At 56.0% G+C, this 13,428-nt stretch carries 12 protein-coding genes and 2 pseudogenes; 6 read left to right on the forward strand and 8 right to left on the reverse strand.

The window, feature by feature from the left end; translation table 11 throughout:
• Positions 1–64: 64 nt before the first annotated feature.
• The 6 genes and pseudogenes from gcvPA (at position 65) to CXB77_RS22110 (ending at position 5,136) form a co-directional block, all read left to right on the forward strand.
• Entirely contained in the window at positions 65–1,438 is a 1,374-nt protein-coding gene (gene gcvPA, locus CXB77_RS12985) for an aminomethyl-transferring glycine dehydrogenase subunit GcvPA (protein WP_105074759.1), read from the forward strand.
• A gap of 26 nt (positions 1,439–1,464) precedes the next feature.
• Positions 1,465–1,974 carry a hypothetical protein gene (locus tag CXB77_RS12990; RefSeq protein ID WP_105074246.1) on the forward strand — a complete coding sequence of 170 codons (510 nt, stop codon included), beginning with the start codon at positions 1,465–1,467 and terminating at the stop codon, positions 1,972–1,974.
• Positions 1,975–2,008: 34 nt separating this feature from the next.
• Positions 2,009–3,353, forward strand: a pseudogene (mpl, locus tag CXB77_RS12995) (UDP-N-acetylmuramate:L-alanyl-gamma-D-glutamyl-meso-diaminopimelate ligase); the annotation flags it as partial.
• Positions 3,354–3,416: 63 nt separating this feature from the next.
• Positions 3,417–4,043, forward strand: a pseudogene (locus CXB77_RS13000) (flavin prenyltransferase UbiX).
• Positions 4,043–4,927 (forward strand): phosphotransferase enzyme family protein, encoded by an 885-nt coding sequence (locus CXB77_RS13005; protein WP_242445703.1) that lies wholly within the window; start codon positions 4,043–4,045, stop codon positions 4,925–4,927. Before CXB77_RS13000 ends, CXB77_RS13005 begins: the two are co-directional and overlap by 1 nt.
• The gene (locus CXB77_RS22110; protein ID WP_242445704.1) at positions 4,924–5,136 is read left to right on the forward strand and encodes a hypothetical protein; all 213 of its coding nucleotides are present in this window, start codon (positions 4,924–4,926) and stop codon (positions 5,134–5,136) included. The genes CXB77_RS13005 and CXB77_RS22110 overlap by 4 nt, the downstream gene beginning before the upstream one ends.
• Here CXB77_RS22110 and der read toward each other — a convergent pair.
• From der to ndk, 8 genes are all read right to left on the reverse strand, one after another.
• A complete protein-coding gene (gene der, locus CXB77_RS13010) occupies positions 5,117–6,514 on the reverse strand; it encodes a ribosome biogenesis GTPase Der (RefSeq protein ID WP_105074247.1) in 1,398 nt (465 codons plus the stop codon). The genes CXB77_RS22110 and der overlap by 20 nt on opposite strands.
• Before the next feature lie 57 nt (positions 6,515–6,571).
• The gene (bamB, locus tag CXB77_RS13015; RefSeq protein WP_105074248.1) at positions 6,572–7,834 is read right to left on the reverse strand and encodes an outer membrane protein assembly factor BamB; all 1,263 of its coding nucleotides are present in this window, start codon (positions 7,832–7,834) and stop codon (positions 6,572–6,574) included.
• Between the two features lie 4 nt (positions 7,835–7,838).
• Positions 7,839–8,468: a YfgM family protein gene (locus CXB77_RS13020; protein ID WP_105072426.1), complete on the reverse strand. Its 630-nt coding sequence runs from the start codon at positions 8,466–8,468 to the stop codon at positions 7,839–7,841.
• Positions 8,465–9,727: a histidine--tRNA ligase gene (hisS, locus tag CXB77_RS13025; protein WP_105072427.1), complete on the reverse strand. Its 1,263-nt coding sequence runs from the start codon at positions 9,725–9,727 to the stop codon at positions 8,465–8,467. The genes CXB77_RS13020 and hisS overlap by 4 nt, the downstream gene beginning before the upstream one ends.
• A complete protein-coding gene (locus CXB77_RS13030) occupies positions 9,720–10,844 on the reverse strand; it encodes a helix-turn-helix domain-containing protein (RefSeq protein WP_105072428.1) in 1,125 nt (374 codons plus the stop codon). The genes hisS and CXB77_RS13030 overlap by 8 nt, the downstream gene beginning before the upstream one ends.
• Positions 10,845–11,014: 170 nt before the next feature.
• Positions 11,015–11,812: a type IV pilus biogenesis/stability protein PilW gene (gene pilW / locus CXB77_RS13035; protein WP_105072429.1), complete on the reverse strand. Its 798-nt coding sequence runs from the start codon at positions 11,810–11,812 to the stop codon at positions 11,015–11,017.
• Complete coding sequence (gene rlmN, locus CXB77_RS13040) at positions 11,809–12,879, reverse strand: 23S rRNA (adenine(2503)-C(2))-methyltransferase RlmN (RefSeq protein ID WP_197710942.1); 1,071 nt, start codon at positions 12,877–12,879, stop codon at positions 11,809–11,811. Before rlmN ends, pilW begins: the two co-directional genes overlap by 4 nt.
• A gap of 14 nt (positions 12,880–12,893) precedes the next feature.
• Positions 12,894–13,322, reverse strand: a complete 429-nt coding sequence (ndk, locus tag CXB77_RS13045) for a nucleoside-diphosphate kinase (RefSeq protein WP_105072431.1) — start codon at positions 13,320–13,322, stop codon at positions 12,894–12,896.
• Positions 13,323–13,428: the final 106 nt, after the last annotated feature.

Raw genomic sequence — 13,428 nt, forward strand, 5'->3', positions numbered from 1 at the left:
GCATTTTTGTTATGCTAATTCGGAATTGACTCAATCACTTTTAATTCGCAAGGAATTTTTTGCTATGCCGTTTATTCCCCACACCGCCGATGACATTAGCGCAATGCTCGCAACCATCGGTGTTAATTCTATTGACGATTTGTTTGATGAAATTCCGGCGGAGTTGCGCAGCGGCGACTGCGCGGCAATTCCGCCCGCGCTCGCAGAAATGGAGATTGCACGGCTGATGTCCGCTCGCGCCAGCGCCGACGGCCAGCCGCTGTGTTTTATCGGCGCGGGTGCGTATGACCATCACATTCCCGCTGCCGTGTGGCAGCTCGTCGGACGCGGCGAATTTTATAGCGCCTACACGCCGTATCAGGCCGAAGCCAGTCAGGGCACGTTGCAGGTGCTGTACGAATTCCAGTCGATGATGACGGCGCTGACTGCGTTGGATGTTTCAAATGCCTCGTTGTATGACGGCGCATCGGGGCTGGCGGAAGCGGTGTTGATGGCGGTACGCGCCAATCGCAAAACCAAGTCGATGCGCGTGTTAATTCCGGCGGCGCTGCATCCGGCGTATCGGCGCACGGTGCAAACGATTGTTGCAGCGCAAGGCATTAAATTGGTGACGGTTCCGTTTGACCGGACTGGCGGAAATACGCCGGTTGCGCAATTGGAAGCAGCTGCGAACGGTCAAGACATCGCTGCGGTGGTCATCAATCAGCCCAACTTTTTCGGCGTCATGGAAGATGTCGCAGCTCTGACCGATTGGGCACACGCACATCGCGCACTGGTGATTGGCGTGGTTAATCCGATTGCGCTGGCGTTGTTATCACCGCCCGGCGAATGGGGCGTAGCGGGCGCAGATATTGCCTGCGGCGAAGCGCAGCCGCTGGGAATGCCGCTGTCTTCCGGTGGTCCGTATGCCGGATTTCTGTGTTGTAAACAGGAATTAGTGCGCCAGCTGCCCGGGCGCATCGTCGGAAAAACGCTGGATGCCGATGGCAAACCGGGATTTACGTTGACGCTGCAAGCCCGCGAGCAACACATTCGGCGAGGCAAGGCAACTTCCAACATCTGCACCAATCAGGGTTTGCTGGTGACGGCAGCGACTATTCATCTGGCACTGTTGGGCGCGGAAGGTTTGGAGCGGGTCGCCGCTGCCTGTCACGCCAACACGCAGAAATTGACTGCGCTGCTGTGCACAATTCCCGGCATTGCGCCGCTGTTTGATCGCCCAACATTTCACGAACAGGCGTTGCAACTGCCTGCGCCAGCGGCTGAAATTCTGCACCAATTGGCGGAGCACGGCATTCTCGGCGGCGTTGATCTCAGCGCGGATTATCCTGAATTGCCTTCGGCGCTGTTAACCTGCGCGACCGAATTGCGCACCGCAGACGAGATGCAGCATTACGCCACGACGCTGGCGCAGTTGCTCACCGCCAATGCGCAATAAATCGCTCATTTTCATCGGAAGCTACCGTGCAACTGTTAATTCGCTTTTTTATTGAACTCTGCGCCTTGCGCCGTGCGCCGCAAGATTTACCGGCATCGTTGTTTTTGCTGGGGATCACCGCAGCAGCAGATTGGCTGGTCGGCATGTTGGTCGGCATCACGGCGGGCGCGGCGTGGTGGATGAGTCTGTTGCAAGGCGGCATTGAAATTGCCGCGACGCTATTGGCGCTGTACGTCGCGCTGGCGCTGTTCAAGCGTTCCGCCCGATTTCAGCAATCCGCCACTGCGTTATTTGGCAGCAGTGCGTTGCTCGGATTGGCGGCACTGTTGCCGCTAAGTTTCAGCGTAGGTCAGGGGACGTTCACCGATTTGGCACTGATTGGCGCGTTGCTACTGCTGGGTTTGGTGATTTGGGGCATCGTCGTCACTGGGCACATTTTGCGCCACACCTTCGACATCAGCCTTGGTCAAGGCATTCTGATTGGCATTGCGCTGGAAGTTGTCAGCGTGATTGTGGTCACTGGCATCTTCGGTTGATCTCTATTTCATCGCGGTTTTTTTGAGTCCATTCATGCACCTTCATATCCTCGGCATCTGCGGCACCTTCATGGGCGGCATCGCGCTGCTCGCGCGTGCGCTCGGTCATCGCGTCACTGGCTCAGATGCCAACGTTTATCCACCGATGAGCACCCAACTGGAAGCAGCGGGCATTGACCTGACCGAAGGCTACGCTGCCGCGCAACTCGATTCCGCGCCAGATGTGGTGGTGGTTGGAAATGCGATGCGGCGCGGCATTCCGGCAGTGGAATTCATGTTGGATCGCGGGCTGCGTTACTGCTCCGGCCCGCAGTGGTTGCACGACAATTTGCTGCACGATCGCTGGGTGTTAGCGGTCGCCGGCACGCACGGCAAAACCACGACCGCGAGCATGTTGGCGTGGGTGTTAGAAGATGCCGGATTGAATCCCGGGTTTTTAATCGGCGGAATTCCCATTAATTTCGGCGTTTCAGCGCGGCTGGGTTCGACGCCGTTTTTCGTGGTCGAGGCCGACGAATACGACACCGCCTTTTTTGATAAACGTTCCAAATTCGTGCATTACGCGCCGCGCACCTTGATTTTGAACAATTTGGAATTCGATCACGCCGACATTTTCGACGATCTCGCGCAGATTCAACGGCAATTTCATCATCTGGTGCGCACCGTTCCCGGCAGCGGGTTGATCGTGCATCCGGGCGCGGATGCAGCACTGGACACGGTGCTAAAGATGGGTTGTTGGACGCCGTGCGAGCGATTCGGCGCTGGCGGCGAATGGAGAACGGAATTGCTCGCGGCGGATGGTTCAGCGTTTAACGTGTTGATTAACGGCGCAATTGTCGGAACGGTGCGCTGGAATCACACTGGGCTGCATAACATCAACAATGCGCTGGCAGTGCTCGCGGCAGCGCGCATGTCGGCGTGCCGGTTGCGGTGGGGATTGCGGCGCTGGCGCGGTTTCAAGGCGTGAAGCGACGGATGGAATTGTGTGGCGAAATCAACGGTGTGCGCGTGTTCGACGATTTCGCACACCATCCCACGGCAATTGCGACCACGTTGCACGGGCTGCGCCAGCAAGTCGGAACCCAGCGCATCGTGGCGGTGTTGGAACCGCGTCAAATACGATGCGGCTCGGTGTGCATAACGCGGAATTGGCAGCTGCGCTGGCGGATGCAGATCGCGTTTTCGTATTCGCGCCAGCGGATTTGGGCTGGGATGCTGGCGCAGTGTTTGCCGGACTGGGCGAGCGCGTGACGATTTTGCCGGCAATTGACGCCATCGTCGCCAACATTACCGCCGAAACGTGCTCCGGCGATCAAATTTTAGTGATGAGCAACGGCGGTTTTGGCGGCATTCATCAGAAATTATTGGCGGCGCTGAAATCCCCCCCTGCCCCCCTTTTACAAAGGGGGGAGAAAGAAAAGCCCTCCTTGGAAAAAGGGGGGTTGGGGGATTTCAATGATGCGCACCATCACGTCGCACTCACCGGCGCATCCGGCTTGCTACGGTTTGCGTTTGATCGAATGCCTGCTTCGCGCTGAGATTCGCGTTTACCTGTTGATTTCACAGGCAGCGCAGGTCGTGTTGAAATTGGAAGCTGGGCTGGAAATTCCCGCTCGTCCCAGCGAGGCGGAACGTTTTTGCACACGCATTTCGGCGCATCACCGGAGCAATTGCGCGTGTTTGGGCGGCAAGAATGGACTGCGCCGGTCGCCAGCGGCAGCAATCCGGTGGATGCGATGGTGATTTGCCCATGCACGGCGGGAACGCTGGGACGCATTGCCGCCGGGCTTTCTGGTTCGCTGATTGAACGGGCAGCGGATGTGACCTTGAAAGAACGCCGTCCGCTGATTGTGGTGCTGCGCGAAACGCCATTAACCACGATTCATTTGGAAAACATGTTGCGGCTGGCGCAAGCCGGAGCACTGCTGCTGCCCGCGATGCCGGGGTTTTATCACCAGCCGACCAGCATCGACGATCTCGTTGATTTCATGGTGGCGCGGATTTTGGATCAGCTCCGCGTCCCGCATGAATTGATGACGCGCTGGGGCAAATCACTGCCGACCGAATGATGAATATTACCGCAAAATTTGCTATTCCCACGCCCATCAGCGCCATCGCGCCGCTGGGTAACGGTTTGATTAACGAGACGTTTAGCCTCAAAGCGGGCAACCAGCGATTTGTGTTGCAGCGCATCAACGCGACGGTGTTCCCCGCACCAGAACGCATCATGGCGAATTGGCGCGTGCTCGCTGGTCATCTTGCGAAAAACAATGATTGTCGGCTGCGAATTCCGGCGCTGATTCCAACCCACGACGGCAGCGATTTTGTGCGCGATGCAGCGGGAAATTATTGGCGAATGCTTGAATGGATTGAAGATTCCGTCACGCTGCCGCAACTGACCACGACGGCGCAAGCGCGAGAAGTTGGCGCACTGCTCGGACGTTTTCATCGTGCGACGGCGACGCTGCCGTTGGAACAGCTCGCCGTCACGCTGCCCGACTTTCACGCGACGCCGTTGTATTTGCAGCGATTATTAACCGTTGCTGCGAAAAATGATCAAGCGAATCAATGCGATAAAATTCACGCCTGTCTCGAATTTGTCACCGCTCGCCGCAAATTGGCTGCGGTACTCGACACTGCCCAGCGCACTGGACACATTACGCAGCGCGTGACACACGGCGACCCGAAACTCGATAACATCCTGTTTCAACAGAATAAGCAGCAGGCGCTGGCGTTGATTGATTTGGACACTGTGCAACCCGGTCTGCTGCAACACGATCTCGGCGACTGTGTGCGCTCGTGCTGCAACCAAAGTGGCGAAAATGCGGAGGTTTCTCCCCACTTTGAAAAAGGGGGGCTGGGGGGGATTTTCAATTTGGCGATCTGCGCCGACATTCTCGCTGGCTATGCCGAGGAAACCCGCGCTGTGCTCACTGCTGCGACATCGCGTTGATTTACGAAGCAATTCGGCTGCTGCCGTTTGAATTGGGAATGCGGTTTTTAACCGATCATTTGGAAGGCGACCGTTATTTTCGCGTCACGCACACTGGGCAAAATCTCCACCGCGCCCAGCGCCAATTTGCGCTCGTTGCCGACATCGAGCGCCAGCGCCAGCCATTGCAGGCGCTGATTGCCGAACGCTTTATTTCTTGCGCGTCGTGAAATCTTTGAGGCGCTGGCGCTTCTTGATTTGGTGCGGCGTGAGCTTGTTTTTCCGCCCTTCAAACGGATTGGAACTGGTTTTGAATTCCAAGCGCAGCGGCGTTCCTAACAGATTGAGTTCCTTGCGAAACCGATTAATAAGATAACGCCGATAAGTTTCTGGAACCAATTCAGTTTGATTGCCGTGAATAACGATGATCGGCGGATTGCGCCCGCCCTGATGCGCATAACGCAGTTTGATGCGGCGACCGTGCACCAGCGGCGGTTGATGTTCCTGCACCGCACTTTCCAACAACCGCGTTAATACCGGCGTTCCGAGATCGCGGGTCGCGCTGGCAAAAGCGCGTTCCACCTCATCCAGCAGCAGCCCAACGCCGCTGCCATGCAGCGCCGAAATCAAATGCAGTTTGGCAAAATCGAGAAACGCCAACTTCCGCGCAAATTCGCTCTTGATCCGCTCGCGCTCTTCAACCGTCATGCCGTCCCATTTATTGATCGCCACCACCAGCGCCCGTCCGCTTTCGATGATGTGACCCGCCAGCGTTGCATCCTGCTCGCCGATGCCCTGATGCGCGTCAATCACCAAAATCACCACATTCGCAGCCGCTAGCGCCTGCAACGTTTTGATGACACTGAATTTTTCAATTACATCCTGCACTCGCGCTCGCCGCCGCAGGCCCGCCGTGTCAATCAGGGTGTAATGGCGACCGAGCCGTTCAAACGGAATGAAAATGCTGTCGCGGGTCGTGCCCGGCAGATCGCAAGTGACGAGCCGCTCTTCACCCAGCAACCGATTGATTAACGTGGATTTTCCGGCGTTAGGACGACCAATTACCGCCACGCGAATCCCTTCTTCGGGCGCATCAGTCGCGTCGTCATCTTCAGTATCCGGCAATTGCGCAAACACCAGTTCCAGCAGCTCGCGGACGCCGTGTCCCTGCGTCGATGACACCGGATGCGGATCGCCGAGACCGAGCCGATGAAATTCGGCAGTCACCAGCGTGGAGTTAGTGGAATCACTTTTATTGACCACCAGCGTGATGGGTTTGCCCAGCCGCCGCAGCCGTTGAGCAATTTCGAGGTCTTCCGGCGTGCAACCGTCGCGGGCATCGACCAAAAACAGCAGATGATCGGCATCTTCGATGGCGCGTAAAACTTGCCGCTCCATCAGTGCCTCAATACCTTCAGGCGCAGTCCCAATGCCGCCGGTATCGACGATGACGTAGGGTGCGGGGCCGCCTTGACCGACGCCGTATTGCCGATCACGGGTCAAGCCCGGAAAGTCGGCGACCAGCGCGTCACGAGTGCGGGTTAAGCGATTGAATAGCGTTGATTTGCCGACATTCGGACGGCCAATCAGAGTAATCACGGGAAGCATGGGCGTGTGGCTCGGTGGCGAATTAAGAAAAGATAAATCCCCCCAACCCCCCTTTTTCTAAGGGGGGCTTTTCATCTCCCCTTTTTGCAAAGCGGAGCTTTTCGTCTCCCCCCTTTGCAAAAGGGGGGGCGGGGGGGATTTTGGCGACGACATTGCGCCAACGGTCAACGCCGTGAGCGTGCCGTCTTTCGCGTAAACATACAGACGACCATCCACCAGCAGCGGGCGGGCGGTGATGCCATCTTTTTTGGTGATCTGAATCCGCCCGACCAGACGACCGTCGGCTTGATTGAGTACATGCACATAACCTTCTAAATCACCAACTAACAGCCATTGACCCAGCACGGTCGGCGCAGTCAGTTGGCGATAACGCAGCGCATCTTGCTTCCAGCGCCCCGCGCCGGTGTTCAAATCCGCACTCCAGACTTGATCCTGCGAATCGGTGATAAACAAACTGTCATCCGCAGTAGCCAGCCCAGCGTATGCCGACAACTCGCGCCGCCAGCGCACTTCGCCGGTCGCTACATCCACGGCAGCCAAATCGCCATGATAAGAACCAACGTAAATTTGGTGATCGACCAGCAGCGGATCCGCGTCGATGTCAGCGATTCGCGCCAGCTCGGAACGTCCGCTGGGGCGCGAAATCACCACTTCCCACAGCGGCGCTCCGTCGTGGGTATCCAGTTTGACTAGTTTGCCGCCGGAGAGTCCGACCACCACGCCGCTGGGCGTCAAGGTCGGCGTACTGCTGCCGCGCAGCGTCAACACCGGCGCGGGATACGCGACATGCCAGCGTTCTTTACCGGTCGCAGCGTCAATGCCGGTTAGCGTGTCGTCGAGCGTGTGCACCACGATCAAACCATCGCCGGTGAAACGCGGCACGGATAACACTTCGCTGCCGAGCCGACTGCGCCATTGTTCGCGTCCATCTGCTGCGGCAAGCGCCACCAGTTCGCCCTGACTGGTGCCGAGCACGAGGCGATCCGTTTCCAACGCGGGTCCACCGCTGAAACTCAATCCAGTGTCGCGTTGCCACAGGGTTTTGCCGCTGTCGGCGTCCACTGCAACCACGCGCCCAGTGGCATCTGCGACATAAATTCGCCCAGCAGCAAATGCCGGAACCAAATACAGATGTCGTCCTTCAGCGCCTTGCGTCGGACGCACCGACCAGCGCGGCGTGATGGTCACTTCGGCGACGAGTTTGGTCAGTTCGGTGGGCGGCGTCGGATTTTTATCCTGACCGAACCACGGCATTGATTCACAGCCGGTTAACAGCCCGATCAATCCCAGCATTCCGATTCGCATCAGCACCGCGCCCATTTGCCTAACTCCGCGCTGGCGGCAAGTTATCGCGTTTGAGCCGCACCAATGGCGCGAGTCCGCAATCCTGCGCCAGCGCCTGCTCATACGCTGCCCGCGCAGCGGCGAAATCACCGCGCCCGGCAGCGAGATCGCCGCGCACTGCCGCAAATTCACCGGCAAATGCTGGGCTATGATCGTGGGCAGCGATGGTCGCTGCTGCTGCATCGAATTGATTTTCCGCCACTTGAATCCGCGCTAGCCGCAACGCCGCAATGCTGGCAAATGCTGGGTCTGGCGCGTCGGCAATCACTGCCTGCAACGCAGTCATGGCAGCCGCTGCATCGCCCGCTTGATACAGCGCCTTTGCCGTCACCAAGCCGCTTAATTTGGCATAAGTGGTTGATCCGAAATCATCTGTTAATGCTGCTGCCTGCTTGACGATGACCTCGGATTTTTCGGTCGGGGCGCTGCTTAACAGTTGCTCAAATGCGCTCGACGCTTCGCCAGCAACGCGCTGTTGATAATCAATCCATGCTTGCCAGCCGGAAATCGCACCTAAACCCAGCACCGTACCAGCAACGACCGATAAACCATTCTCTTTCCACCATTTTTTAATGGCTTCAACTTTTTCTTCGTCGGTTTCGTAACTCACAACTGCTCTCCCAAAAACGTCGCCAGCGCCTCAAACGTCAATAACTGCTGCTCGCCTTCGTCGCGCAACGGTTTGAGGCTAAACAAGCCCTGTTCCAGTTCTGATTCGCCGAGCACCAGCGCAAACCGCGCTCCACTTTTGTCCGCTTTTTTGAATTGATTCTTGAAATTGCCGCCGCCGCAATGCGTGAGCACGCGCAATCGTGGCACTGCATCGCGCAGCCGTTCCGCCACGATTGGCGCGACCTGCTGCGCTGCTTCGCCGACTGCGACGAGATAAACATCGACCGGCGGCGCGGCGACGTGACCGGCAAGTTCCAGCAATTCCACCAGCCGCTCCAAGCCCATGGCGAAACCCACGGCGGGAACTGATTTGCCACCCAGTTGCTCCACCAGACCGTCATAACGCCCGCCTGCGCACACCGTGCCCTGAGCGCCGAGATTGTCCGTGATCCATTCAAACACCGTGCGGTTGTAATAATCCAACCCGCGCACCAGACGCGGATTGATGCGATAAGTCACGCCCGCTGCATCCAGCCCGTGACAAACGCGCTCGAAATGGCGGCGCGTGTCGTCGCCCAAATAATCCATCAGCGCCGGTGCGCCAGCGACAATCTGCTGGGTGTGCGGATGTTTGGAATCCAGCACCCGCAGCGGATTGGTGGTCAACCGGCGCTGGCTGTCGGCGTCCAGTTGCGCGGCGTGGGCGCTGAGATAGGCGACCAGTTGCGTTCGATACGCTGCGCGTTCGTCTGGATCGCCGAGCGAATTGATTTCTAACCGAAAATCGTTGAGACCGAGCAGCCGCCACAGTCGCGCCGTGAGCAAAATCAATTCCAGATCAATCTCTGGATCAGCCAGCCCGAAAGTCTCCACGCCGATCTGATGAAACTGCCGATAACGTCCGCGCTGCGGGCGTTCGTACCGGAACATCGCGCCGCGATACCACAGCCGCTGCGGTTGCGCCAGCAGCCCGTGTTCAATGGCAGCGCGGACGCAGCTCGCCGTTCCTTCCGGGCGCAAACTCAGACTGTCGCCGTTGCGGTCGTCAAAGCTGTACATCTCTTTTTCAACGATGTCAGTGACTTCGCCGATGGAACGTTTGAACAGCTCGGTCACTTCGACGAGCGGAGTGCGAATTTCAGTGTAGCCGTAGCTGTCGAGCACTCCGCGCACGGTGTCTTCCAATCGCTGCCATAACGCGATTTGCGTCGGCAGGATGTCGTGCATTCCACGAATTGCTTGCAATTGTTTACTCATCGTCGGGAGCTGCCGCTGCGTCAGTAGGCGCTGAAGTGGTGGATAAAAACGTCGCTGGGTCTAACGAAAACCGCGTTGCATTGCCCTGCGCATGTGTCATCACATCAAAAGGTTGACCGCCGACCGTGACTTTAATCGCGTTGGCTTTGCTAATGACGAATTTATACGGCGGCGTTCCGCTTAACACGCGCCGTTCACCCGCTTGTAGTCTGACTCTCAACACTTTTTGTCCATCTGCGCCCGTGACCCGAATTCGTGCTGAACGTACAGCTTCCACCACTACCTCTGGTGGCGCAGTCGTTGCGGCGGCAGTGCTATCAGATGTGGCTGCGACTGGTTCAGCGATGGCGGGCGGTGTGGCAATGCTCGCAGGAATGGCTGCTGGCGTTTCTGCTGGTGGCAACACCGGTGGTGTCGTTGCTGGAACGTTTTCCGGTTCTACTTCAAATGATGGCGCTGAAGTGTCAGTGATGGGCGGTTCCGTTTCTGCGGTTGATGCGCTGAGATTTAACGCAGCAGACTCTTCTATCGTCGGTGCTGGTGGCACAAAGAACACAGTTAAATCAGCACGATAAATCCAACCCAGCGCCAGCGCAGTACCAAGCACACCAGCGCTAATCAGCCACCTTACGAGATGACGTTGATGCGCAAGCGCCGCCGCAGATTTAGGAAATGGCGTTAATTCTGATGATGATAGCGTTGCCGCAGTCGGTTCAGTGGCTGGCGCAGGCGCAATCACCTTTTCCGTAGCAACAGATTCAAACGAGATGGAATTCGCTGGCGCAACCGCAGGCGTCACTTCCGGTGCAGCCGCAATTGTAACAGCGGCGCTGTGTGGCAACGCAGCGTGATAAGCCTGAATAAATGGAACAGAATCAAGATCAAGCAATCGCGCATAGTTACGCAAATAACCGACGACATAGACCGTCGCAGGCAGCACCTCATAACGATCCTGCTCCAGCGCCTCTATCACATCCTTGCGCAGATGTAGCTGGCTGGCGATGCGTTCGATCTCGATGCCACGGGCTTGACGCTGCGCCCGCAACTGCTGGCCGGGACTTCCGACAAGATCGACGCCGGCTGGCGTATCAGCATCGATCATCTGTGATTGATTCATTGATTCCTCTGGAACAAGCTGTTGACAGCTTAATTTTATGGGTGATGCGCATGACTTAATTCACGGTCATGCTTTGACAAAATGATGTGAGATAAACGAAAACGATTGATTTAGCTGGCAGTTGACGGCAGGAAACACTGACAACTTATTTCAATCGTTAACGCCTAATCTTAAGAATTTGGTTTTAATAAAGTGGCGTTAGTTTTATTGGGTTCAGAAAAATTCTTTTGCAGCATTTTTTCATAATCGCTGGCGCGTTTGCGATTGCCTAGCTGACGCTCTACAGTAACACCCAGCGTTAATGCGCTATACGCCGTTGCTGAAGTGCGAATCGTACTTGGCTCGAAATAGCGATCCAGATAGCTTTTTGCCGTTGCGGTATCACCGCGTTTATGCGCAAGTTCGGCTAATTTAACGAGTGCTGGACCGAATGCTGCATTGGCAGTGAGCGCATCACGGTAATAGGTCGTGGCTTTGGTGACATCATTCGCTTGTTCGGCGCATTGACCAGCATTCACCATTGCCACCCAAGGCGTCGTATACATTGGATTTTCAAGTGCTTTTTTGAATTGCGTATCGGCTTCAGCGTAATGCTTCTGGCGGCATTCATAAGCACCATAAGCGTGACGCACATCAGAATTATTAGGCGCAAGTTTAATTGCCCGTTCGTAATGTTTCTGCGCTTCCGCTGCCTGACCAATTTGTTCATATAAAAACGCTGCCCAAACGTGGGCACGCGGATATTTATTATCTGCTTCTAATGCTTGTTGTGCACGGCGAAATGCAACATCAGTTTGACCTCGATTGTAATACTCTTCAGCCATACGGACATAAAGTTCTGCTGGGCTATCTTCCGGGTCTAATCCCAGTGCTTCATCCGTTTTTTGGATATTGTGTTTACTGCCACAAGCGGCGAGCACAACACAGAATCCGCTGATCACAAGATGGCGTTGTAACTGTTTATTCATGATTGCGTCACCGGTAGACCAATACGGCGCGTGCGGTCTTCAACGCGCCCAACCAATTGCCCGCAAGCAGCAGCGATTTCATCGCCTCGAGTTTTACGGGTCATCGCAAAAATTCCCGCGCCAGTCAATCGTAATCGAAAAGCCTCAATGCGTTCCATTGGTGAAGTGCAAAAATCGCTACCTGTAAATGGATTAAACGGAATTAAATTGAGTTTAGACGGTACGCCTTCTAATAAACGAATGAGTTGTTTTGCATGAATTAGGCTGTCATTCACGCCATCAAGCATGACGTATTCCCAAGTAATTTTACGGCGCTTGTCATGGCCAATATAGGCTTTACACGCTGGAATCAATTCAGCCAGCGGGTATTTTTGATTGATCGGAACCAATTGATCACGCAGCGCATCATTCGGTGCGTGGAGCGACACCGCCAGCGAGACATCACTGACTGCGCGGAGCCGGTAAATGTTTGGGACAATGCCGGAAGTGCTGAGGGTAACGCGCTGTTTAGCAAGCATATATGCCAAATCATCCTGCATGATATCCATCGCTTTCACCACTGCATCAAAGTTCGCCAGTGGTTCGCCCATGCCCATCATCACAACATTGGTCGGCGGTTGCGCCAGCTCGCGGGCGGCGTGCCAAACCTGTCCGATGATTTCGCTGACGGTCAAATTGCGGTTAAAACCCTGCCGCGCTGTCGCACAAAACGCACATTCCAACGCGCAGCCGACCTGCGAGGACACGCAAATCGTGCGGCGTTTTCCTTCAGGAATGCACACGGTTTCAATGCGTTGCCCGTCATGCAGCGCCATCACCCATTTAATGGTGCCATCGGCAGACGGATGCGTGGCGACAATGCGCGGCAATTCCACGCGCACCGTGTCGCGCAGTCGGTCGCGCAAGGCTTTGGGCAGGTCGGTCATGGCATCGAAATCAGTGATGCCATGTTTGTGCAACCATTTGAAAAGATTGCGTCCATGAAACGTTTTGACGCCCATTTCCACAGCCAGCGCCTCGCACTCGGCAAGGCTGAGATCAAACAAATTGGCGCGGGTATCGCTCATGGATGGCTGGAGCATCAGCGGGTGCGTGGGCACACGCCTTCCGGGAAAAAGAAGGCGATTTCGATTTCCGCAGTTTCGGGAGCGTCGGAACCATGCGCCGCATTTTCGGTGAAAGAATCAGCAAAATCAGCGCGAATCGTGCCGGGCGCAGCGTTGGCGGGATTGGTTGCACCCATGATGTCACGGTTTTTGGCAACAGCATCATCGCCTTCTAATACCTGCACCATGACTGGGCCCGAAGTCATAAAACCAACCAATTCTTCAAAAAATGGCTTGCCTTGATGAATAGCATAAAACGCTGACGCCTGTTCACGGCTCAGATGCAGCATCCGCGCTGCCACGACGTGCAATCCAGCGGCTTCAAAGCGACCGAGAATGGCACCGATAGCATTTTTAGCGACGGCATTGGGTTTGATAATTGATAGGGTGCGTTCGGTGGTCATTTCGATAAATTCCGCGATGAGACGTTGAAATAGCGTGGAAGTGTCGGGATTCGACAGGGATTTACTCAAGCTGGTGCATTGTGTTTACCAGTCAAGCGAGCCGCTA

The organism is Chromatium okenii, assembly GCF_002958735.1.
In the GTDB taxonomy this organism is placed as follows: domain Bacteria; phylum Pseudomonadota; class Gammaproteobacteria; order Chromatiales; family Chromatiaceae; genus Chromatium; species Chromatium okenii_A.

What these genes read in the sequence shown, in the direction of transcription:
- CXB77_RS13005 (WP_242445703.1), top strand. Translation starts at nt 4,043, where the DNA reads ATGAATATTACCGCAAAATTTGCTATTCCCACGCCCATCAGCGCCATC.
- ndk (WP_105072431.1), bottom strand. Translation starts at nt 13,322, where the DNA reads ATGACCACCGAACGCACCCTATCAATTATCAAACCCAATGCCGTCGCT.
- bamB (WP_105074248.1), bottom strand. Translation starts at nt 7,834, where the DNA reads ATGGGCGCGGTGCTGATGCGAATCGGAATGCTGGGATTGATCGGGCTG.
- pilW (WP_105072429.1), bottom strand. Translation starts at nt 11,812, where the DNA reads ATGAATAAACAGTTACAACGCCATCTTGTGATCAGCGGATTCTGTGTT.
- der (WP_105074247.1), bottom strand. Translation starts at nt 6,514, where the DNA reads ATGCTTCCCGTGATTACTCTGATTGGCCGTCCGAATGTCGGCAAATCA.
- rlmN (WP_197710942.1), bottom strand. Translation starts at nt 12,879, where the DNA reads ATGAGCGATACCCGCGCCAATTTGTTTGATCTCAGCCTTGCCGAGTGC.
- CXB77_RS13030 (WP_105072428.1), bottom strand. Translation starts at nt 10,844, where the DNA reads ATGAATCAATCACAGATGATCGATGCTGATACGCCAGCCGGCGTCGAT.
- gcvPA (WP_105074759.1), top strand. Translation starts at nt 65, where the DNA reads ATGCCGTTTATTCCCCACACCGCCGATGACATTAGCGCAATGCTCGCA.
- hisS (WP_105072427.1), bottom strand. Translation starts at nt 9,727, where the DNA reads ATGAGTAAACAATTGCAAGCAATTCGTGGAATGCACGACATCCTGCCG.